The sequence below is a fragment of the Pacificimonas aurantium genome (genome assembly GCF_020092905.1).
GTDB lineage: Bacteria > Pseudomonadota > Alphaproteobacteria > Sphingomonadales > Sphingomonadaceae > Pacificimonas > Pacificimonas aurantium.
Genome location: NZ_JAGSGB010000002.1, coordinates 107664 through 127400, shown reverse-complemented (window position 1 = coordinate 127400; position 19737 = coordinate 107664). Strand labels below are relative to the sequence as shown.

Annotated in this window: 22 protein-coding genes and 1 tRNA gene; 13 read left to right on the top strand and 10 right to left on the bottom strand. The window is 66.2% G+C overall.

The features are described 5' to 3' along the window. Nucleotides 1-136: 136 nt before the first annotated feature. From KCN53_RS07455 to KCN53_RS07440, 4 genes are all read left to right on the top strand, one after another. Entirely contained in the window at nt 137-598 is a 462-nt protein-coding gene (locus KCN53_RS07455; protein ID WP_224199676.1) for a type III secretion system chaperone family protein, read from the top strand. Between the two features lie 228 nt (nt 599-826). Beyond that, complete coding sequence (locus KCN53_RS07450; protein WP_172406256.1) at nt 827-985, top strand: hypothetical protein; 159 nt, start codon at nt 827-829, stop codon at nt 983-985. A 100-nt stretch (nt 986-1085) separates the two neighbouring features. Then, nucleotides 1086-1161 (top strand) — tRNA-Ala (locus tag KCN53_RS07445). A 160-nt stretch (nt 1162-1321) separates the two neighbouring features. Then, nucleotides 1322-1627, top strand: a complete 306-nt coding sequence (locus KCN53_RS07440) for a hypothetical protein (protein ID WP_088712941.1) — start codon at nt 1322-1324, stop codon at nt 1625-1627. Nucleotides 1628-1719: 92 nt separating this feature from the next. Here KCN53_RS07440 and KCN53_RS07435 read toward each other — a convergent pair whose 3' ends face one another. Continuing rightward, nucleotides 1720-2586 (bottom strand): phytanoyl-CoA dioxygenase family protein, encoded by an 867-nt coding sequence (locus KCN53_RS07435; RefSeq protein ID WP_088712942.1) that lies wholly within the window; start codon nt 2584-2586, stop codon nt 1720-1722. Nucleotides 2587-2685: 99 nt separating this feature from the next. Here KCN53_RS07435 and KCN53_RS07430 point away from each other — a divergent pair, with 99 nt between their 5' ends. After that, nucleotides 2686-3465, top strand: coding sequence for an NUDIX hydrolase (locus tag KCN53_RS07430; protein ID WP_088712943.1), 780 nt, complete (start codon nt 2686-2688; stop codon nt 3463-3465). Here KCN53_RS07430 and KCN53_RS07425 read toward each other — a convergent pair. After that, a complete protein-coding gene (locus KCN53_RS07425; RefSeq protein ID WP_088712944.1) occupies nt 3462-4301 on the bottom strand; it encodes a class I mannose-6-phosphate isomerase in 840 nt (279 codons plus the stop codon). The genes KCN53_RS07430 and KCN53_RS07425 overlap by 4 nt on opposite strands. A 20-nt stretch (nt 4302-4321) precedes the next feature. Next, nucleotides 4322-5869 (bottom strand): acyl-CoA carboxylase subunit beta, encoded by a 1548-nt coding sequence (locus KCN53_RS07420; RefSeq protein WP_088712945.1) that lies wholly within the window; start codon nt 5867-5869, stop codon nt 4322-4324. A 77-nt stretch (nt 5870-5946) separates the two neighbouring features. On the opposite strand from KCN53_RS07420, the gene KCN53_RS07415 reads away from it, so the two are divergent. Then, nucleotides 5947-6645 (top strand): extensin-like domain-containing protein, encoded by a 699-nt coding sequence (locus KCN53_RS07415; RefSeq protein WP_172406257.1) that lies wholly within the window; start codon nt 5947-5949, stop codon nt 6643-6645. A gap of 12 nt (nt 6646-6657) precedes the next feature. Here KCN53_RS07415 and KCN53_RS07410 read toward each other — a convergent pair whose 3' ends face one another. Beyond that, nucleotides 6658-6879, bottom strand: a complete 222-nt coding sequence (locus tag KCN53_RS07410; protein WP_088712947.1) for a hypothetical protein — start codon at nt 6877-6879, stop codon at nt 6658-6660. 138 nt (nt 6880-7017) lie between these two features. Between KCN53_RS07410 and KCN53_RS07405 the strand changes: the two genes are divergently transcribed. From KCN53_RS07405 to KCN53_RS07395, 3 genes are all read left to right on the top strand, one after another. Then, nucleotides 7018-7614: a hypothetical protein gene (locus KCN53_RS07405; RefSeq protein ID WP_088712948.1), complete on the top strand. Its 597-nt coding sequence runs from the start codon at nt 7018-7020 to the stop codon at nt 7612-7614. 84 nt (nt 7615-7698) lie between these two features. Beyond that, the gene (locus KCN53_RS07400; RefSeq protein WP_088712949.1) at nt 7699-8811 is read left to right on the top strand and encodes a sensor histidine kinase; all 1113 of its coding nucleotides are present in this window, start codon (nt 7699-7701) and stop codon (nt 8809-8811) included. Then, the gene (locus KCN53_RS07395; RefSeq protein ID WP_088712950.1) at nt 8811-9566 is read left to right on the top strand and encodes a LytR/AlgR family response regulator transcription factor; all 756 of its coding nucleotides are present in this window, start codon (nt 8811-8813) and stop codon (nt 9564-9566) included. The genes KCN53_RS07400 and KCN53_RS07395 overlap by 1 nt, the downstream gene beginning before the upstream one ends. 291 nt (nt 9567-9857) lie before the next feature. Here the strand turns inward: KCN53_RS07395 and KCN53_RS07390 are convergent, their stop codons facing one another. Further along, nucleotides 9858-10229, bottom strand: a complete 372-nt coding sequence (locus tag KCN53_RS07390; protein WP_088712951.1) for a UrcA family protein — start codon at nt 10227-10229, stop codon at nt 9858-9860. Nucleotides 10230-10400: 171 nt separating this feature from the next. Here KCN53_RS07390 and KCN53_RS07385 point away from each other — a divergent pair, with 171 nt between their 5' ends. The 3 genes from KCN53_RS07385 to KCN53_RS07375 are packed head-to-tail and all read left to right on the top strand — an operon-like array spanning nt 10401 to nt 12099. Continuing rightward, nucleotides 10401-11360 (top strand): diacylglycerol/lipid kinase family protein, encoded by a 960-nt coding sequence (locus tag KCN53_RS07385; RefSeq protein ID WP_088712952.1) that lies wholly within the window; start codon nt 10401-10403, stop codon nt 11358-11360. Then, on the top strand, nt 11357-11644 hold the full coding sequence (locus tag KCN53_RS07380) for a metallophosphoesterase family protein (protein WP_088712953.1): 288 nt from the start codon (nt 11357-11359) through the stop codon (nt 11642-11644). Before KCN53_RS07385 ends, KCN53_RS07380 begins: the two co-directional genes overlap by 4 nt. Continuing rightward, on the top strand, nt 11638-12099 hold the full coding sequence (locus KCN53_RS07375; RefSeq protein WP_088712954.1) for a metallophosphoesterase family protein: 462 nt from the start codon (nt 11638-11640) through the stop codon (nt 12097-12099). Before KCN53_RS07380 ends, KCN53_RS07375 begins: the two co-directional genes overlap by 7 nt. 44 nt (nt 12100-12143) lie before the next feature. On the opposite strand, the gene KCN53_RS07370 is transcribed toward KCN53_RS07375, so the two are convergent. From KCN53_RS07370 to KCN53_RS16160, 5 genes are all read right to left on the bottom strand, one after another. Next, nucleotides 12144-14162, bottom strand: a complete 2019-nt coding sequence (locus KCN53_RS07370) for a M56 family metallopeptidase (RefSeq protein ID WP_088712955.1) — start codon at nt 14160-14162, stop codon at nt 12144-12146. Then, nucleotides 14155-14580: a BlaI/MecI/CopY family transcriptional regulator gene (locus tag KCN53_RS07365; RefSeq protein ID WP_088712956.1), complete on the bottom strand. Its 426-nt coding sequence runs from the start codon at nt 14578-14580 to the stop codon at nt 14155-14157. The genes KCN53_RS07370 and KCN53_RS07365 overlap by 8 nt, the downstream gene beginning before the upstream one ends. 65 nt (nt 14581-14645) lie before the next feature. Continuing rightward, nucleotides 14646-14804, bottom strand: a complete 159-nt coding sequence (locus KCN53_RS07360) for a hypothetical protein (protein WP_172406259.1) — start codon at nt 14802-14804, stop codon at nt 14646-14648. A gap of 2 nt (nt 14805-14806) precedes the next feature. Further along, on the bottom strand, nt 14807-16138 hold the full coding sequence (locus KCN53_RS07355; RefSeq protein ID WP_088712957.1) for a hypothetical protein: 1332 nt from the start codon (nt 16136-16138) through the stop codon (nt 14807-14809). Between the two features lie 179 nt (nt 16139-16317). Then, nucleotides 16318-18876, bottom strand: a complete 2559-nt coding sequence (locus tag KCN53_RS16160) for a YadA-like family protein (protein ID WP_143712244.1) — start codon at nt 18874-18876, stop codon at nt 16318-16320. A 191-nt stretch (nt 18877-19067) separates the two neighbouring features. On the opposite strand from KCN53_RS16160, the gene KCN53_RS07345 reads away from it, so the two are divergent. Continuing rightward, nucleotides 19068-19730 carry a Crp/Fnr family transcriptional regulator gene (locus tag KCN53_RS07345; protein WP_172406260.1) on the top strand — a complete coding sequence of 221 codons (663 nt, stop codon included), beginning with the start codon at nt 19068-19070 and terminating at the stop codon, nt 19728-19730. Nucleotides 19731-19737: the final 7 nt, after the last annotated feature.

Sequence of the window (19737 nt, the reverse complement as noted above, 5' to 3'; positions counted from 1 at the left end):
GGATTCATTGCGAGTCCGCTTGCATGCCCCTCTCGGCATGTGCAGGCTTCCTGAATTCCGATCGAAGCCGCGGGGGTTCACGCAATTGATCGACATCGAGACCAACGACATCGAAGCGAGCGCGCCGCCGCTAGATATGCTTGCGCAATATTTCGAGGCGCATGGCTGGGCGTTCGAGCGCGCGGGCGACGATGAGATCATCGCGAAGGTCGAGGGAAGCTGGACCACTTACCAGCTGCGTGCGCTCTGGCGCGACGACGAATCCGTCCTGCAGTTCATCGCGTTCCCGGACGTTCGCGTTCCGGAGGACAAGCGCAAGGCGGTCTACGAGGTGCTCGGCCTCATAAACGAGCAGCTCTGGCTCGGTCATTTCGAACTCTGGTCCGGTGACGGCGCCGTCCTGTTCCGCCACGGCGTCCTGCTTGAGGACGGCAGCGGCGAGACCGGCCTGACGCTCGGCCAGACCCACACGGTCGTCGAAGCGGCGATCGACGAGTGCGAGCGCTATTATCCGGTCTTCCAGTTCGTGCTGTGGGCCGACAAGTCGCCGCAGGAAGCGCTGGCTTCCGCGCTGATCGACACCGCCGGAGAGGCCTGAGCGCGCCTCTCCCTATCTGCTGCACCATGTCGGTCGCGGCGCGCTGTCAGTTGCGGAAAGACCACGGACCTCTGTCCCCCATTCCCGCGTTGACCGGGCATGACTGACAGAAACGCATCCGGCGGACAGCCGGGACCCAATGCCAATCAGGGATTCGGAGCGCCGGGCAGCCCGTCCGAGCGGGATTCCGCGCGCGATTCGAACGCTCCCGCAAGCGAAGGACAGGACATGAAACATCCGACGGAAGACGGCCTCGACCCCGAAGCGATCCGCAAGAAGGTAAAATCCTCGGGCGAACTCGTTGGTGAAGAACAGCTCGACGAAGACCTCAGCGTGACCGGTGCCCCGCCCGAGAAGGATGGACCCGAAAACGCCCCCCACGTCTGAGCCGGCATCCTATTCCGGCCGCTTCTGACGCGGCGGCGGCGAACAGTTGCGCACCGGCATTCGCGCGGTTATATCGCGCGCTCCCTCGAGCGGGCGCTAGGGGGCCGTAGCTCAGTTGGTAGAGCGCTGCAATCGCACTGCAGAGGTCAGGGGTTCGACTCCCCTCGGCTCCACCAGTCCTTACCGGACCGGACCTTTTCGTCCCCCCTCTCCTCCGTCTTTACCTCCGTACGCTACTGCGATTCACGCTCGCTCCGTCCGCTCTCGCGGAACCCTCACGGGCGCTGCCCGTTCGTCGGACAATAGCGGGGATGACAGGTAACAGGAGGAAAACTCATGAAATCCACCATGTTCGCTGCTGTTGCGGCCGCCGGCCTCATCGCCGTGCCCGCCGCCGCCGACCATCATGAAGAAACCAACCCTGGCGAAACCCGGGCCCAGGCCAAGGCCGAAATGCGCGATGAAACTCCGATCAAGGATTCGCGCGGCCATGTGGTCTTCAGTCAGGATGCGATCATTCCGGCCGGTTATTTCGGGTCCGCTCCCGATGCCGCAGCCAAGATGAACGAAGCAAAGTCCTACGACTATCCGGTCTGTGGTCCGGACCAGACAGACCGCTGCGTCCAACCTCGCAACCGCTGATCGGGATTGAGATACCCGCTTCGCGGCGGGGCTGGGCATGAAGAGCCGGCGTCGTCCCGAACGGGCAGCGCCGGTTCTTTATATGGGCAGCTTCAGGCTGGAGGAGCCTGCACGTCTGTAAAATGCGGCTCCGGACGCGCGCGCAGCGCGTCGTAGTGAACAAGCGCGGGCTCGCCTTTCAGCGGTGCCGGTTCGCCGCCGCGAAAGGCATATTCGCCGCGGTCGCAATCGTTCGCGCGAACATAGCCATTGATGAGGAAGCGGCGCTGGTGCTCTGAGCGGTTCGTGCCCGACCCGTGGACGGTATAGGGCGACCAGAGCGCCAGGTCCCCGGGCGCCAGTTCCAGGTCGATCAGCTCCTCGGGATCGATCCCGAGTCCCGCCAGTTCCGCGCTCGCCATTTCGCTGCTCATCACTTCGTTCGACGTGTCGAGCGCAAGCGGGCCCTTCAGGTGCGTCCGAGGCGCAAGCTTCATACCGCCAGAGGCCGCGCCGTGCGGATCGATGGCAATGCCGGTCTGCACATAGCTGCTGCCGAGATTTCGATAGGCCTCGAAGGGCTTTCTGAAGCGACTGTCCTGATGAAAGGCAAAGTCGCTGGATGCGGCCTGCGGCGGTTTCCAGTGGATCTGGTTGATGATCTGCTTGATGTCGCCGCCCAGGCGCGGGACAAGCAGCGCTCCCATGTCGGGATGACTGCGCAGTTTGTCGAAATATGAGAAGCGGTACGCCATCCACTGCGCCATGCGCGGCCGAAGCGTACCGTCATGATCGGCGCCGAGCCGGTAGTTGAGATTGCCGTGCCGCCAGTTCGCGCCTTTCGCGGCGGCGTCTTCCGCCACCTCGTCGATGGACCGCGACAGGGTTTCGACTTCAGCTGCGTTCAGAAATCCGCGCACGACCGCATAGCCTTCGCGGTCATAATCATCCCAGATTTCGGAGATAGCGCGTTCGATCATACCCTGTCCTGCTAAGCGACCGGAAAATCATTTCGGTTCCAGCCCCCTCTGTACCCGACCAGCTTTTCCTCCCCCGCTCCCACGCGCTAAGCCTCCTCCATGACAAACGAAAGCACCAATCCGGCGCGCCCGGCAGCGACCCTCGTCCTTTTGCGGCAGACGGACGCCGGGCCGCCGGAACTGTTCATGCAGCGCCGTGCGAAGACGATGGGCTTTGCCGCCGGTATGATGGTGTTTCCCGGCGGCAAGGTCGATGCGCAGGACGAACAGCTCGCTCGGTCCGCGGGGTTGTTCGACCTTTACGCGCCCGAGGAGGCTTCTGCGCGTATTGCCGCGATCCGCGAAAGTTTCGAGGAGGCCGGGGTCCTCCTCACGCGGGGCCCGGACCTCTCGGAAAGCATTCTTGCCGAAAGCGCGGTGGCAATCTCGCGCCGCCAGCTTGGCTTCGCCGACTTCCTGTCCACCCACGGCCATGAAATCGACCATGAGCGCCTGGTGCTCTGGGCGCGCTGGTGTCCGCCGCCGAGCCTTGAGAGCAAGCGCTACGACACGCACTTCTTCCTTGCGCGCGCTCCCGGCGGGATCGATCCCGGCCACGACGGTAACGAGGCGGTGACGTCTCTATGGACCACGGCTCAGTCGGCCATCGAAAGCGCCGATCGCGGCGAGACGAAGGTCATCTTTCCGACCCGGCGCAATCTCGAACGGCTTGCCCAGCATGCCTCGATCGAGGCGCTTATCGGTCATGCGAAAGAGACTCCCGTCCGCCTGATCGCGCCCGAGGTGCAGGAGATCGACGGACAGCCGCACCTCACCATTCCCGAGGGCTGCGGTTATCCCGTGACGCGCGAACGGATCGAAAGCGCGATGCGCGGCTAACCAAGCAGGTCGTCCGCCGCCGCGGCCCCCTCATAGGCCAGCAGCAGGTCGGTCCCTGCCCCGCACGCCAGCGCAGCCTCACCGCTCGCCAACAGGACCTCGCCTGCGCTCGCGGTCGCGCCGTTCGCGGCAATCTCCCCGGCCAGCACGGTGATCCAGACGGGCCGCCCGGCCTGAGGTCTTACGATCAGGTCCCCGCGCGGCTGCAGGCGCTCCGCAACGAACTTGCGATCCTCGCACAGGATTTCCCGTCCGCCGAGCGTACGGCGGCGGTCATCTATCTCGAAGGGTTCGGCGACGCTGGCTGCGACCGCAGCATCCAGATGCAGCTCGCGCGGCCGGCCATAATCGTACAGGCGGTAGGTCAGATCGACATTCTGCTGCACTTCCACGAGCGTGACGCCCGGCCCGATGGCGTGCACCGTCCGCGCGGGCGAATAGATGAACTGACCGGCTTCCACCGGCTTCCAGTCGATCAGGTCCTCGATCGAGCCGTCGAGGGCAGCTGCCCGCAGCTCTTCGGCGCCGAGAGGGCGAACCGTGCCCAGGCCCACGCATGCGCCCGGCTTCGTATCGAGGATCAGCCAGGCTTCTTCCTTCCCGCGCGGATATCCGGCTGCCCGGGCCTGCGCATCGTCCGGATGCACCTGAACGGACAGCTTCTCGCTGGTGAACAGATATTTCACCAGCAATTCGGCGTCGGCGTCTCCCGGTCGCTCGAACCAGATTTCGCCGAGCTTCTCCCCGCCTTCGGGAATGTCGGGAAACCAGGGCGACAGGTCGCGGCGTCCCCAGACCTTGTCGACGCGCCTCGTGATCAGCTTCTCGATGCTCATCGGTTCGCCCTAACCCGAATTTATGACCGGTATCCGAACGACCGGGGGCCGGGGACGAGCGCCCGCTGTGCGGTTTCGGCAAAGGCGCACAATCGGGCACGTGTCTCGCGCGGGTCGATGATCTCTTCCACGCCGAACTTCTCCGCGGTGCGAAAGGGTGAGCGAACCGCGTCGAGCCGGGCCTTGATCGCGGCCAGCTCGGCCTCCGGGTCGTCGGCTTTTTCAAGGTCGCTTTTATAGGCCGCTTCCAGCCCGCCTTCGATGGGCAGCGAGCCCCAGTCGCCCGACGGCCACGCCATACGCCAGTGAAAGCGGCTGGCATTGGCGTGGGCGGAGCCTGCCATGCCATATGCCTTGCGCATGATCAGCGCGCACCAGGGCACGCTCGCCTGATAGATGCTCGTCAGCGTGCGGCAGCCCCAGCGAATGGTGGCGTCCCGCTCGGCCTGCAATCCGATCATGAAGCCCGGATTGTCGACCATGTGGACGACCGGCAGATGGAAAAGCTCGGCAAGGTCGACGAACCGCTCGACCTTGCGCGCGGTGTCCGCGGTCCACAGTCCGCCGAGCGCCATCGGGTCGGAAGCAAGCACGGCAACAGGCCAGCCGTCGAGCCGGGCGAAGGCGGTGACGATCGCAGTTCCCCAGCGCTTGCCGATCTCGAACAGCGATCCCTGGTCGAACACCGCCTCCAGGATCGGGCGGACCTTGTAGAGCGAGCGCGGATTGCGCGGCACCGCCTCGATCAGCCAGTCTTCCGTCCGGTCGGCGCGGTCTCCCGTCTCGCGGCGCTGCGGCAGCTCATGGACGCTGGATGGCAAGTAGGAAAGGAAGCGGCGTGTCTTGGCGAAGGCGTCCGCCTCGCTCTCGGCGGTATCGTCGACCGCGCCGTTCGCGGCATGGATATGCGCTCCGCCCAGCTCTTCCTTGGTGCGTTTTTCGCCGACGGCGGCGACGACGGGCGGCCCAGCGACGAACATCTGCGCCTGTCCCTCGACGAGCACGGAATAGTGGCTCATGACCATCCGTCCGGCGCCCAGCCCGGCGACGGGGCCGAGGCCCAGCGACACGATCGGCACTTCGGACAGGTTGGATACCATACGGTCCCAGCCTGGGATTTCGGGAATATAGGAATAGCCGCTTTGCTCCAGCGTCTTCACGCTGCCGCCGCCGCCCGTCCCCTCGATCATGCGGATGAGCGGCATGCGGTACTCGCTGGCCAGCAATTTGGCTTCGACCAGCTTCCTGTGGATCGCCGCGTCGACCGCGCCGCCGCGCACTGTGAAATCGTCCGCCGAGACGACGGCGGGACGTCCGTCGATCGTCGCCCGTCCGAACAGGAAGTTGGACGGGGTGAAGGACTCCAGTTCGTTGTCGTCGCCATAGCGCGACGCCCCGGCAATCTCGCCAAACTCGTGAAAGCTGCCCGGATCCGCCATCGCGTCGATCCGCTCGCGCGCGGTGAGGCGCCCGGCCTGGCGCTGCCGTTCGACCTTTTCCGGCCCGCCAAGTTCCGCTGCCAGGGCCTTGCGCCGCTGCAGCTCGTCCACTTCTTTCTGCCAGCTCATGGGGGTGCGTCCTAGCAGCAGGTGACGCGCTTTGCGCCCCCTCCTAGGAACAGGCTCTCTCTCCAGGGGACATCACCGTGCGCAGCGTCATCACATTGCTCATCCTCGCCGCGCTTGCCTATGGCGGCTGGCAGGCAGTCGAGCATGCCGAACGGGAATATCCCGAGCATCTGCCATGGACGCCCCTGTCGCTTGACGATCCCGTGGGCCGCGCGACCGAGTTGAAAATCGCGAACCTCGCCGGCGACCGGCCGGCCTGCCTTGCGCTTTTCGAGGAGAGTTCGCTCGAGGTGACGCCGCTTGAAGAGCAGCAATTCACGCCGAACTGCGCGCTCGTCGAACCGGTGGCGCTGGAGCGCATGACTGCGGCCTACAGTCCGGGGACTGTGCGCCTGTCCTGCCCCCTTGCGGCCTCTCTCGCGGTCTGGGAGCGGCAGGTTGTGCAGCCGGCTGCCCGGCGCCTCCTCGGTACCGGAGTCGAGCGCATCGAGCATCTCGGTACCTATTCCTGCCGCCGCCTCTACGGCCGGTCGAGCGGGGGCTGGTCGAAGCACGCCACCGCAGAGGCGATCGACATCGCCGGCTTCCGGCTGGAGGATGGTCGAAGCGTGTCGCTACTCGGGGACTGGGGCAGCGAGGGGCCCGAGGGCGCATTCCTGCGAGTCATACGAAATCGCGGCTGCGACGTGTTCGGGACCCTTCTGGGTCCCGACTACAACGCCGCTCACCGCGATCATTTCCATCTGCAGGCCGCCGGGTTCGGGACCTGCCGCTAGGTGTCTTCGCGCCTAGTCGCCGCCGCTTGTGCTCGGCGCCGGCTTCTTGTCCTCTTCGTCGCTGTGCGGCTGCGTTTCCGCCGGCGCGTCGCTGGCCGGATAGGTTTCATCCAGCGCGATATCGAGCTGGCCTTCTTCCTTTTCGGGATTTTCGACGTCGTCGGCATCAAGGGCGGGACGCATCTTGCTCGGCGTCGTGGGCGGTGTGGACTTGTCGTCGCGTTTGTCTGCCATGGGTCGCAATCCTTTTTGATCTGTTTGCCCTGAAAAACGGTCGAATGCCGTGCGGCGTTCCCTTCCCTTCTAGCTGTGCTATAGAGATAACTCACCTGTGCCGGTTGCAAGCTCTGCCCGGCGACGAAGGAGGCTCGCATGGGCGACCGGAAAAAGAAGACCAAGAAGCACAAGAAGGACGTGGCCGCTGGGCCCGGCACCGCAACGGCCACCACCGAACGTCTTGCCGAAGACCCCGAGATCAGCGTTCCGGCCGAACTTGAGGATCCGGACCCGATCCGCCCGCTCGAAGGTCATGCCTTCGAGATTCCCGACGATCTTGCCGATCGCTTTCGCGAAACCGGGCGCGAATGGCAGGGAAAGGCCGAGGCTGCGCTCGCTCTCTGGCTCGACGAAGCGAGCCTTGCGCTACGCAAGGACGGGCTGACCGGCCTTCGCAAGATCATGGAGGAAAAGACCGAACGGGCACGCGAACGCGCCGAATCGGGCGAGCTGGAGAAGGATGTCGACAAATTCGTCGGCAAGGTCGCCGGGACCATCGGCCGCGATATTGCCGCGACCGCCGTGTCGAGCGCCCTCGCTGCCTTTGCCGCCTCTGCCACCCGGTCCCCGAACGACGCGTCGAAGAGTGCTTCGAAAGGCACAGCGTCAACCGATCCGGACACAGGCCCGGATGCGGAGAATGGCCCGAGCGCGAATGACGAAGGCACAAATGACAGCGAGCGCGGGGCATAGGCTGCGGCTAGCTGATCGACGAGCGTCAATGCGCTTTCGACGAACGTCGGTGCTGAACCGCGCGCGGACCACTATGACAGGCCGATGACAAAACCCCTGAACGACGTGCACTTCAGCGCCTGGCGCCGGGCGCGCCCCGACGCGCAGGCCGCGCTCATGTCGATCACCCTCTTCTGGGCCTTCTACTTCCTCGTCACCACCGTGCGGTCCTTCGTGGTGGGCTTCGAGGATCCCGTCGTCATGATCCTCCCGCGCGCCGGCGTCGTCCTGTTCGGCGCGGTCATCACCTACCTCGTCTTCCTTGCCCTCAGGCCGCTCGAACGCATGGCGCTCGGCTGGCGCATGATGGCCTATTTCATCGCCGCCATTCCAGCCTCCGCCGCCTATGCAGCCTGGAACTACACGGTCTTCTACGTCCTGCCGCCGCTCGACGTCATGCTGCCGGAGCATGCCAGGGAGCCCACCTTCGCGAAGGCGGTGATAGAGAGCAGTTTTGGCTGGTACTGGTTCTTCTGCGCCTGGGCGGCTTTCTATCTCGCGCTGCGCTACGCCAACGAAGTCCGCAATGCGGAGCGGCGCACGGCTGCCTGGCGGGCCGAAGCGCAGTCCGCGAAGATCCGCGCGCTGCGCTATCAGGTGAACCCGCATTTCCTCTTCAACACGCTCAACAGCCTGTCGGCCCTCATCCTCAAGCAGCGCACCGACGATGCCGAGCGCATGCTTCTCAATCTCTCGCAGTTTCTCAGGAAAACGCTGACGGACGACCCCGAACAGCCGATCACGCTGGCCGAGGAGCTGGAGCATCAGCGTCTGTATCTCGAGGTGGAGAAAGTGCGTTTCGGCGACCGCCTCAACTTCGATTTCCGGCTCGAACCCGGAACCGAACTCCTGCTGGTGCCTCCGATGATCCTGCAACCCATTGTCGAGAATGCCATCAAATATGCCGTCGCTCCCACCCGTGACGAGGTCCGCATCAGCCTGGCGGCGCGCCGGGTTCACGACCGGCTCGAGATCGTCATTCGCGATACCGGGACCGCAGCGCCCGGCCCGCTCGACAACGGCCTCGGCACCGGGCTCCGCAACGTCCGCGCCCGGCTGGAGGCGGCGCATGGCCGCGCGGCCCGTATGGAGGTCGGTCCCGCCGACGAGGGCGGCTTCGTCGTGCAGATGTCCTGGCCCGTGGATGTGATCGGCTGATGTCGGGATCGTCCGGAACCTCGGCCGCGCCGCTGCGCACGCTAATCGTCGACGACGAGGCCATGGCCGTCGAGCGGCTCCAGCTCCTCCTCTGTGACGATCAGCGTGTGCAATGTGTCGGGACGGCCAATGACGGCGAGAGCGCCCTGCGTCTGATCGAGGCGCTGCGCCCCGACCTCGTTCTACTCGACATTTCCATGCCCGGCCTGACCGGACTCGACGTTGCGCGGACGGTGGCGGCGGCACATCCCCGTCCCGCCGTCGTCTTCGTCACTGCTTATGACCAGCATGCGGTCCAGGCCTTCGATCTTGAAGCGGCCGACTATCTGCTGAAACCGGTTGAGCGCGGCCGGCTGATCAAAGCCGTGGAACGGGTCTGGAGCAGTCGCGACGGAGATAACGCCGCCGAAGGCTCATCGGCCGGAGTGCAGGAATTCTGGGTTGGCCATCGCGGCGAGATGATCCGCGTCGCTGCCCGCGACATAGAGCGAATCGAGGCCGAGCGCGACTATATGCGCCTTCACACAGGCGAACAGTCCTATCTCCTTCACACCACCATGGCCGCGCTCGAGGAAAAGCTCGACCCGGATGAATTCGTGCGCATCCATCGCAGCCATATTTTCCGCAAGGGCTGCATTCAAAAGCTGGTCCATGACGGGCTGGGCGCCTGGTTCGCGGAGGATCCGCATGGCAACCGCATTCGGATCGGGCGCACCTATGTGAAGTCGGTCAAGGCGATCGTCACGGGCGGCTGAGGCCTCGCCTCGTCGAGGCGTCGTCCTATGACCCATGGGGCCTTTCCAAACCCCCTGATGATCTCGGGCGGGCTGTCCCGTAGGAATGGGAGGACCGGCCCTTGACCACAAAAGCTTTCGGCCGACTCTCCCAGAGGAATGGCAGGACCGGCCCCGGCCCCCAAAACATGTCGGGCCGGCTCTCCCAGGGGAATGGGAGGACTGGCCCCGGACCCCAAAAGATGTCGGGCCGGCTCTCCCAGGGGATGGGAGGACCGGCCCGGCGTACCGAGACACGCTGGAGGAACGCGCTCAGTCACTCATGCCGCGCACTTCGATCGAGGCCAGTTGGACCTTCGAGGAGGCGAGCTTCGCGATCTGGAGGTCTCCGGCGTGCTCCGCATCGGTGCGGCAGCGGCGCTCTTCGACCTTTTCGCGGATCGGCTGGCCGGCATCGCTGACGCAGACGCTACGGGCAGCGCGGGCAATGCTCTGGCGGGCTTTGGTCTGACCCTTTTCGGTCGTCAGGTCGAACTGCGCCGTCGGCACATGCGCCACGCGGTAGCCGTCGGCGCTTTTCGTGATGGTGATGGGTTCGCCGGCCTGGGCCTGGGCGGGGGCGAAGGCAGCCGTGCCGATCAGGGCGGCAGCGGCGAGGGAGATCAGGGACTGGGGGGATGTCATTTTCTGTTCCTCATTCTTGGGACGTCTTGTACCGCCGGAGCTAGGGAATGTTTGGGACGATGACCCCGGCGGCACGTCCACTGTGGTAGGCGGGCCGGACAGCGTTCGCAGCCGGCTTTCCGCCAGCGGCGGCGCGGGTTCGACGGACCGGCGGTCCCGACGACGAACCGCATGGGGCGGGCGACGAACGACCGGTTACGCGTGCGGCACGAAACGGCCGCGCGCGGCGTTGGAGGGACGATGGAACGCGTTTGGCTGATCAGGAACAGGAAGTCCGGGTCGGTGAGCGATGCCGGCCTTCGCAATGTGGAGGACTATTGCGACGAGGGGACCCGTACCCTGGTCGGCAGCACCGATTTTCCCGAACAGCCTCTTCCCGGCGAGACGAAGCTCAGGGACCGGGAGATCGACCTGCTGGTCGTCTTCGCCGGCGACGGCACGGTGAATGCGGTCGCAAGCGCGATCGGGGACTGGGACGGCGACATTCTCGTCCTGCCCGGGGGGACCATGAACATCCTTGCCGAGCGGCTTCACGGCGGAGCCGGCCTCGAAGACATTCTCGCGCGGGCGGCAAAGACTGCAGACGCGTCTAGCCCGTCGTTGCAGTCGGCGGGCAGCAACCGTGGGGAGCCGCTTCCCTATGTGAACATCTCGGGTCGGCAGGCCTATGTCGCGGCGCTGGTCGGCCCGGCCGCCGGCTGGGTCCACGTCCGCGAAACCCTGCGCGGCCGCAGGTGGAAGGCGCTGCGCCGTTCGGTGTCATTCGCGTGGAAACTGACCTTTTCGCGCTCGGTACGGGCTTCGATCGGAGCGCGCCCGCAACTGCGCGGCAGGCTGGTACAGGTGGAACCCCCGGCCGAGCCCGATGGAGAGATGGCCGTGGCCGTCTTTCGCTTCGACGGGCTGTTCGGGGCGATCCGCATGGCCACCGCGTGGCTCCTCGACACCCTTCATGTCTCGCAGCGGATCGAGCGCCTTTGCGCGCGCAACGTCCGCGTCACCGGCCGCGGGGTCGTGCACGCGCTCATCGACGGGGAGGAACAGCATCTCCGGTCCCCGGTCCGCGTCGAACAGGGTATCTCATCCTGCCGCTTTCGCCGCGTTTCGGAACATGAAAACATCGCGGCATGAGCCGCATCTTCCATGTGTCCGACCTCCATTTCGGCGCTGAAGATCCCGAGGCTCTCGCCTGGTTCGCCGCCTGCGTCCGCAAGGAACAACCCGATGCCGTCGTCGTCACCGGCGACATCACCCAAATGGCGAAGCGCAGCGAGTTCGCTGCCGCTGCGGACTATCTGCGCGACCTCGCGGCGCCCGTCACCGTCGAACCCGGCAATCACGACCTGCCCTATGTCAATCTGTTCGAGCCTTTCTCACGCCCTATCGGCGGCTCGGCCGGGTCCAGGACATGGTGAATGCCGAACTCGATCTCGCCGACGGACGTATCGTTCCGCTCAAGACGACGGCGCGCTTCCAGCTCAGGCTCAACTGGAGCCTCGGCAACATAGACCGAAAGAGCATTCGTGCTGCCGAGGCGCAGGTGGACCGTGCTCCGCGCGGACGCACCGTCCTCGTCGCCAGCCACCATCCGCTTGTCGACGTTCGGGTGGCGGGCACGCGGACGCGGGTGCGAGGACGCACGCGCGGCGGGGCGGATGCGCTACGCCGGTTGGCGTGCGCAGGGGCAGACGGAGTTTTGACGGGTCATGTGCACACGCCCTTCCACGAAGAGAGGCATATCGAGGGGCGCCGGGTTCACCTTATCGGCGCGGGTACCTTGTCGCAGCGGCTGCGCGAACATGTGCCCAGCTTCAACGACATCCGTCTCGGGCGCGGCACTATAGCTGGGGTGTGCGCACGCACCGCCTGATGCCTGCCGTCATGGGGTGGCTAGGCGGCGCTGCGCATCCGCTTTTAAATCTCTTCGGACAGTTCGGCGCGCATTTCGCGGGCGGCATCCCGCATCTCGCGCGCACCGTCCCGCATCTCGTCGGCACCGTCGCGCATTTCCGGGATCGCATCGAGAAGTTCGGCCTCGGAAATCATCTCGCCCCGAGCACGGTGTTCGCGAATGACCTTCTGGCGGTAGGCCGGATCTTCCAGGCGGCTCGCTTCGCGTTCCATCTCCTCGGCGCCCTTCTCCATGTCGAGCGCGCCGTCCTCCATGTCGTCTGCGGCACCGGCAAGGCCCGCGCGGACGCCGCTCAGGGAGACCTTCACGCTGGCTTCGACCAGCTCGCCCAGCCCGTCCAGTTCGGACGTGGCGACGGCAAAGGCCTGGCGAGAGGCACCTGCTTCGCGCGCGGCCCTGGCACTTGCCCGCGCCGCTTCGGCGCCCGAGCGGGCGACGGCGGCCGCGACGCGCTGCTGGGCCGCCTTTTCCGCGTTCACCTTGATCGACAAGGCCGTCTTTCGCGCTTTCGCTTCGGCCTTCACGGCCAGCTTCTCTGCTTTCGCCGCCTGCTTCATGGCCTGATGTTCGGCGCGCTCTTGGTTGCGCTCGGCCTTCAGAGAGGCCGCTTGATATGTCCGCTCCACGGCAGCCACGGCCTGCTCGCGCTCCCGCTCGTAGCGGCGAAACCCCTGCGACCATGCCCGGTCGAAGGCTCCGCTGCTGCGTTCGAGACGCGCCTCGTAAAATTCGACGTCACGCTCCGCCTGTTCCATCCGGTCTTCCCAGACCTGTTCGTCTGCCTGTTCGTCGGGGACTTCGTCGCGATAGGGTGCGGAATCTTCCAGCGGATCCGCATCCGCGCCTTCGGTCGTCAGTTCGGCCGGGTCGAGGTCGAACGCTTCGACCTCGCCGTCGCCGGCGCTCGACAGCTGAAGGGCGGCGACCGGCGCGGCAAGTCCGACGCTCAGGGCCACGATGGCGGCAGCGGTGCGGGGGGCGTGATCAGCGCGGGCTTCGAACAGCCGCGTCACGCGCCGCTCCAGCGAAGACGATCCGGCCCCGTTCGCAGGACAGGGCACCTGCCGGTCGCGCGCCGCGTTCAGCAGCGCTTCGGCATAGGAACTCCGCTGCAGCCCGTTGACCGCCAGCTCGTCGGCTGCCTCTTCCATGTCGGCTTCGACCCGCCGCGCGAGCGCCCAGACCAGCGGGTTGAACCAGAACATGGCCCGCACGCCCTTCGTCAGGACGAGGAGCGGCCAGTCGCGGCGCGCGATGTGCGCAGCCTCGTGGCTCAGCACGGCGAGCGCATCCTCGCCGCGGGCCAGCGCAACCTCGTCGATCAGGATTGTCGGCTGCAACAGGCCGAAGCTGACCGGAGGGCACGGTTCGTCGGAGACGAGCAGCCGCGGCGTACGCGCCAGGCCGAGCTTCGCCACCGCGACGCGCAGCTGACCCTGCCAGAAGGAGTTTTCCACCGGCTCGGCGCGGGTGATCCAGGTGCGCAGACCCGCAATGCCCGCCGCCAGGTGCAGCAGGAAGAAAGCTGCGACGACCAGATAGACCGTCAGCGCCAGCGAGGGCAGCAGCGGCAGCAGATGCTCGAACATGGACACCGATGCAGCCTCATGCGCAGCGGCGGATTCGGTGTGGGGCGCAAACGCCGTCCCATCCTCAGCGGCGAAGGACAGCTCTTCCAGCGTCATGGCTGCCTCATCCGGCGCACCCATATGCGCGGAAAAGCCGCCTGCTTCGCTGGGCATGGTCTCGGCAAGCCCCGGCGCGGGGGCGAGGTCCGCGCCCTCCGCTGAGTCCGAGAAGAAGGACGCCGCCAGCGAGGTCGGCACCGGCGCGGGCAGTTCCAGCTTGAGCGCCGGTCCCAGCAGCGCCAGCGCGGGCAGCGCGGCAAGCAGCAGCAGGCCCGTGGTCGCCACGCGCACCCGGTCGCGTGCCGCCTTACCGGCCAGGAACGCCATGCCGCCCAGGGTCAGGGCAGCCAGGACGAGCGATTTCAGCGCCAGTCCGATCAGTACTTCAGGCATTGCCGCCCTCCCTTTTTTTCTGCCGGTCGATCATTTTTTGGATCGTATCCAGGTCGTCGGAGGACAGCTCCTCCGACATGCCGAGCAGCGCCGTCGCCGCTGCGCTTGCCGACCCGTCGAAAAAGGTGCGTACCATGTTCGACAGGGCCGAGGCGCGCACGTCGCCCGACTGCGGAACGCACTCATAGCGAATGGCGCCGCGGCCGGCTTGCGTCTTTCGACGAATGAACCCGCGCCCTTCCAGGCGCGACAACAGCGCCCGCACAGCCGAATAGCTGGGCGGGTCGGTCATCTTTTCATGCAGGTCGGACGCCGTGGCCACACCGGCGGCGTAGAGAAGCTCGAACAGCTCGCGCTCCCGCCGGGGAAGCTCCTTCAGGTCATGCCGCTCCGCGCGGTCCGTCTGACGATTCGCCATGAGATACTCCCTGCTACAGGAGTAGCATTGCTACAATCGTAGCAGGATGTCCAGCGCTTTCGGGCTCAGGCGTTGGGGAAGCGGATAATGATTGTAAACTCCGGGTTTTCCTGACCGTCGTCTTCCGCGACCGCAAAGGCCGTACCGCCCAGCGACTTCGCGACACCGCGCCAATAATCAACCTTTTCGGCAGGCACGTCGGTGATGATGATCTTCTCTTTCATGTCTATTGCCCCTTCAGGATCTTCAGCGCGGCTTCGTTCGTCTCGCGCGCAATCGCCGCCTCAACGAGGCGCCTGCGATGGTCGTCCGTACCTTGGGCAAGGATCCCAAGAAGATCGCCGCGCGTCTGGCCAAGACCTGCAGCCTGCATCGCTGCAAGCAGCAGCCGGCTCCGGCGCGTCAGTTCGGTGTCGGGAACGGTCTCGGCAGTGTAGTTTTCGAGGATTGCACGCCAAGGCCCCTGGCCAGGATCATAGCTGAACTGCTGCACGAAGAAGTTGTTCGCCGCAGAGGCCGAGTCTTGCAGCACTTGCAGACACGCGTCGACGATCTTCTCTTCGCTCCCGCGCGTCTTGGCGATCTGCGACACCTGAATTTCCTCATCGCCCGTCAGCACGGCGAGGCAGAACATCAGCGGCTCGTTGATGGTCGCCGTCTTGTGGATATTGACGACCGCCTCGGCCACCTTGGCGATATCGGCGCTGCGCAAGTCTGCGGCTGTGATCCCTCCGGTCGAATTCGTGCCCGCCTCGGTCGCACCTGACGCGCTGTCGGTCAGAGCCCGTGCGATCGCCATCGCATCATCAAGTCCTTTTTGTGCCGTCTCGAGGTCCTCGGTCGCAGCTTCCGCTTTGGAAGTGAGCGTCTGGCAGTCTTCGGGATTCTTCCCGTTTCCCTCGGCGCAGACCCCGCCCTCCTTCTTTGCCTTTTCAAGTTCGGTTTTCGCCGCGTCAGCGCTTGCCTTCGCCGCGTCGCGCCGTTCCTTGTAGTCCTCGACGAGTTCCGCAGCTTTGCGCCCGGAAATCGCACTCGCTTGGGTTGCCGGGCCTGAAATGATCGTGGCGGGTGGACGTATCGCGCCAGTCAGCTGTTCGATCGCCAGGATCGACACCAGGTTGCGCTGGTCCCGCGAGGCCTGGACGATGAACTGCGCCTTACCCATCGCGCCCGACGCATAGCGTTCGCAGGTACGGTAAAGTGATTCGCGGATCAGGTTGATCGACTGCGATCGCTGGATCGTCGCCGCCGTTTCCGAAGCAGCCGCTCCCAGTTCGCCTGTCGATGCCGCGCTCACATCCATCTTCAGGCCGCCGCTTCCCGCCAGGGCGCTGAAGACGTCCGGCGCGGCCTCCGCGCAAATGCGTATCTCGGCGCCCGACTCAGAGTCCGGCGGCGTCGTCATGATCAGGTGCCGCTGCTTGGCGTCGACCGTGATCACGCGGACATCCGAATCATGCTGATAGCCGGGTGAGGTGCGGTGAATGCTGTTCCACCGGGCGCAGCCGCTCAGGATCAGCGTGGCAAGAACCACCGCAACAAGGGGAAATCGGCGCATCGGCACTCTCCGCTAGGCATGGGAAAGACGCATGGCGACGCAACGATACTGTCCTGACCCTGGACCGGCGGCGGCGTCTTGTCCGTGACGGGCGTCACGCCCCGAGTCTATGCGATGATTTCCTCTGCCGTGTCCGCCCGGAGGCCTTCAGGTCGCCCCAGCGGTTCCGGGCTTGTTCCTCACCAGCCGATGCTCACCCCTGCCCGGCCGCCCGTGGAGCCCTTCACCGTCGAGCCGACAACACCGCCGCTTACCCAGACATTGCGCGTCACTCGAGCGACTGCCGACCCGGAAAAGCCCTGCTCGCCGCGATAGGTCGAGAGATTGAAGCTCAGCGCGAACTCGCTGTCCGGCGGCAAGAGCGTCCCGCCCAGTGCCATCGCCGCCGCGATACCGCCGTTCGCCGCGCGTTCGTTCACCGCCATCTCGCCCTGCAATTCGGCCGCACGTGCTTCCAGGTCGGTCACCCGCCCGCCCAGCGCGCCCAGTTCGGCGATGTCGAGGGTCGTGGTCGCCAGACGACCGTCGGCGTCGGTCGTCACCAGGCTGACCGCCCCCTGCTGCGCGGCGCGGCTGCTCGACGAGGCGATGCCGGCCATCTTGTGCGTCGAGCTCGCGCTTCCGAGAGCGATTTGGCCGGGGGTCTCGGCCTCGGCGCCGTTGCCGATCGCGACTGAACCCGCGCCCATGGCGACGGCGGCGTTACCGATGGCGACGGCGCCGGCACCGTCTGCCTGACTGGCATTTCCGAGCGCGACCGCGCCATCCCCCGTCGCGGAATTGTCTGCGCCCAGCGCCACTGCGCCCCGGCCCGTGGCGAAATTGGGGTCGCCGATGGCAACGGCGCCATCGCCGCTCGCGACATTGCCGGCTCCGATCGAGACAGCCTTGCCGTCTTTCGCTTCGGCGGCGGTGCCGATCGCGACCGCATCCGCAGCCATGGCGCTGGCGCCCGAACCCATGGCGAGGGCATTGGCGCCGTTCGCCGTTGCGGCGTTCCCGTCCCCGTTCACGGCCATGTAGGACGATTTCTCGTCAAGCGCGTCCAGACGTCCGTTCTGCGTGTCGTTCTCCGCCAGCGCGCGGTCGGCATCGTCCTGCGCACGGTCCGCCGAAGCTTGGGCATCCGCTGCCTCGATCAGGGCATCGTCCGCGGTCGTTTGGGCGGTGTCGGCGGCCATCTGAGCAGTCGCCGCATCGGCGAGTGCCTGTTCGGCTTTTGCCGCGGCCTCTCCGGTCGCGTCGCGAACGTCGGCGACTTCGGTCAGCGCCTGGTCTGCAGTCCCCTGCGCTGTTTCGGCGGCTGCCGCGGCGCCGTCCGCCGTGGCCTGCGCCGAGTCCGCCGCATCTTGCGCGCTTGCCGCTTCGGTTCGCGCGGTATCCGCGGTGCTCTGCGCGGTTGCCGCTTCCGCCCGTGCAGTGTCTGCGGTGCCCTGCGCGTCGACCGCTGCACCCAACGCTTCGTTCGCAGTGGCCTGCGCATTGTTTGCGGAGTACTGCGCCCGGGCCGCATCCGCCAGGGCTGTATCGGCGGTATCCTGCGCGCCGGCTGCCGCGCGAACGGCGCCGTCTGCCGTAGCCTGTGCGCTATCGGCCGCTGTCTGCGCCGTATTGGCTGTCGTCAGCGCCGTATCGGCAGTGCCCTGGGCATTCGCCGCGGTTGTCGCGGCGCCGTCTGCCGTAGCCTGTGCCGACGCTGCATTGGTCAGCGCCGTATCGGCGGTGCTCTGCGCTCCCACGGCTGCTGCGGCGGCACCGTTTGCCGTTGTCTGCGCGGCATCTGCAGTCGTCTGCGCGGCGACGGCGGCGGTCTGGGCGGAGGCAGCGTTGGAAAGCGCCGTGTCTGCGGAGTTCTGTGCACCCGCCGCTGCGGTGGCGGCATCGGTTGCCGTACTTTGGGCGGCGGAGGCTGCAGCCTGCGCCGACCCTGCATCGGTCAGCGCCGTATCGGCAGTGCCCTGCGCTGCAGCCGCGGCCGCAGCGGCATCGTCGGCCGAGCTTTGCGCGGCAGTCGCGGCAGCTCGCGCCGCCGCTGCGTTGGAAAGCGCCGTGTCGGCGTCGGTCTGCGCATCGGCGGCAGTGGATTGCGCAGTGGCGGCGGCCGTACTGACCGCGTTCAGCTGCGACAGGTTCACGGCGTCGGTGTCTGCCGTACCCGCTTCAACGTTGACGATCTGCCGCTGAAACGTGTCGCTCCCGACCGAGACGGTGCCGATGCGGTCGGCGACCGACTCAGAACCCAGCGCGACAGATCCGTCCGCGGACGCATTGCTTCTCTGACCAAGCGCGAGCGCACTTCCGCCGGCGGCCTCCGCCCGAAACCCGACTGCAACGCTGCGCCCGCCCGAGGCTGCTGAACTCGTGCCTACCGCTGTACCGTGGGACTCGGCCTGCGCGTTCTCGCCAACAGCAGCGCCGTAGTTGCCCGCGCCCGAAGCGGATCCGACTGCGATGGCGTAGCTGGCTGCCTCCGCGGCTTCTCCTACCGCGGTGCCGTAGCCTGCAGCGGAGGCGTCTGAACCGATGGCGGTTGCGCGAAGTGCGTCGGCATCGGCGTCGGCGCCCAACGCGGTGGCCCGAGACCCTGCTGTGCTCCCGCTACCACATTCCGTCGACCAGAATTCGGCTCCGTTATTGCATTCGGGCGTACCGTCCGCATTGGCCGGAGCCGCTGAGAGGCAGAGTGCGAGCGTACTACCGCCAAGAAGCAGCAGGTTTATGAGGGAACGGTGGGTCACGGCGATCTCTCCGGTTACGCGTCCGCGCGCCGGGATCGCCGGGCATGCGGCATACTCGTTTGGCTATTGAGGGCACGCCGCCGCGTTCGTATCGAGCGCGCTGCCGGCCCGCCGGCGTATATACTGGCTCGCCGTGTCACCACTTGTCGGGAAGCCGACAGTCGATAACAGGGTTTTTTTTGGAACGCGTCGTGCCGACTTATCCGCCCTCCCCCTTCAACTGGATCGATCGGCTACCGGCGCGCGAACGCGCGGCAGTGAAGGCGTCTCTCTGGCCGATCCGGTCGCGAGAGGGCGGCGACGTCTATTCGCCTTCGGCAACCGCCCGCGGCATCTACCGCCTGCTTGCGGGCTCTGCGAAGATGTACCTGCTCAGCCAGGGGGGCGGGGAGATCTTGCTGAAGCGCTTTTCGGCCGGCGAAAGCTTCGGCGAGGTGGCCACGCTCGACAGGGAGGACTACCCCGTCTTCGTCTCGCTGGAGCCGGAGACTTTGCTCGGCTACCTTTCGCTGGCGGACATACAGCGGCTGATGACGGAATATCCGGCCGTGACCCGTGCCGTGCAGACCGCGGTCAGCACCTATGGCCGGGCGGCCCTGGGCTTCTTCTATTCCGCGGTCACCGGAAATGCCGTCACGCGGATTCGCGACCGGCTTGAATGGATTGCGGGGCATGAGGCCGCGGTTGGCGCGCCCGGCGTCATCCGGATCACGCAGGCGGAACTTGCCAGCATGGTGGGTCTGTCGCGCCAGACCGTGAACGAGGCATTGGCCGCCCTCGCCGGCCGCGGCGAAATTCGCGTCGGCAATGGCAGCATCATGCTGACCGAGCGCTTCGCCGCGGACCCCTCCTGACAGCGCG

Coding starts and splice junctions, on each gene's coding strand:
- KCN53_RS07375 (WP_088712954.1), top strand. CDS start 11,638: ATGGTGAATGCCGAACTCGATCTCGCCGACGGACGTATCGTTCCGCTC.
- KCN53_RS07440 (WP_088712941.1), top strand. CDS start 1,322: ATGAAATCCACCATGTTCGCTGCTGTTGCGGCCGCCGGCCTCATCGCC.
- KCN53_RS07435 (WP_088712942.1), bottom strand. CDS start 2,586: ATGATCGAACGCGCTATCTCCGAAATCTGGGATGATTATGACCGCGAA.
- KCN53_RS07450 (WP_172406256.1), top strand. CDS start 827: ATGAAACATCCGACGGAAGACGGCCTCGACCCCGAAGCGATCCGCAAG.
- KCN53_RS07385 (WP_088712952.1), top strand. CDS start 10,401: ATGGGGCGGGCGACGAACGACCGGTTACGCGTGCGGCACGAAACGGCC.
- KCN53_RS07395 (WP_088712950.1), top strand. CDS start 8,811: ATGTCGGGATCGTCCGGAACCTCGGCCGCGCCGCTGCGCACGCTAATC.
- KCN53_RS07365 (WP_088712956.1), bottom strand. CDS start 14,580: ATGGCGAATCGTCAGACGGACCGCGCGGAGCGGCATGACCTGAAGGAG.
- KCN53_RS07370 (WP_088712955.1), bottom strand. CDS start 14,162: ATGCCTGAAGTACTGATCGGACTGGCGCTGAAATCGCTCGTCCTGGCT.
- KCN53_RS07425 (WP_088712944.1), bottom strand. CDS start 4,301: ATGAGCATCGAGAAGCTGATCACGAGGCGCGTCGACAAGGTCTGGGGA.
- KCN53_RS07410 (WP_088712947.1), bottom strand. CDS start 6,879: ATGGCAGACAAACGCGACGACAAGTCCACACCGCCCACGACGCCGAGC.
- KCN53_RS07455 (WP_224199676.1), top strand. CDS start 137: ATGCTTGCGCAATATTTCGAGGCGCATGGCTGGGCGTTCGAGCGCGCG.
- KCN53_RS07355 (WP_088712957.1), bottom strand. CDS start 16,138: ATGCGCCGATTTCCCCTTGTTGCGGTGGTTCTTGCCACGCTGATCCTG.
- KCN53_RS07390 (WP_088712951.1), bottom strand. CDS start 10,229: ATGACATCCCCCCAGTCCCTGATCTCCCTCGCCGCTGCCGCCCTGATC.
- KCN53_RS07420 (WP_088712945.1), bottom strand. CDS start 5,869: ATGAGCTGGCAGAAAGAAGTGGACGAGCTGCAGCGGCGCAAGGCCCTG.
- KCN53_RS07400 (WP_088712949.1), top strand. CDS start 7,699: ATGACAAAACCCCTGAACGACGTGCACTTCAGCGCCTGGCGCCGGGCG.
- KCN53_RS07405 (WP_088712948.1), top strand. CDS start 7,018: ATGGGCGACCGGAAAAAGAAGACCAAGAAGCACAAGAAGGACGTGGCC.
- KCN53_RS07430 (WP_088712943.1), top strand. CDS start 2,686: ATGACAAACGAAAGCACCAATCCGGCGCGCCCGGCAGCGACCCTCGTC.
- KCN53_RS07380 (WP_088712953.1), top strand. CDS start 11,357: ATGAGCCGCATCTTCCATGTGTCCGACCTCCATTTCGGCGCTGAAGAT.
- KCN53_RS07360 (WP_172406259.1), bottom strand. CDS start 14,804: ATGAAAGAGAAGATCATCATCACCGACGTGCCTGCCGAAAAGGTTGAT.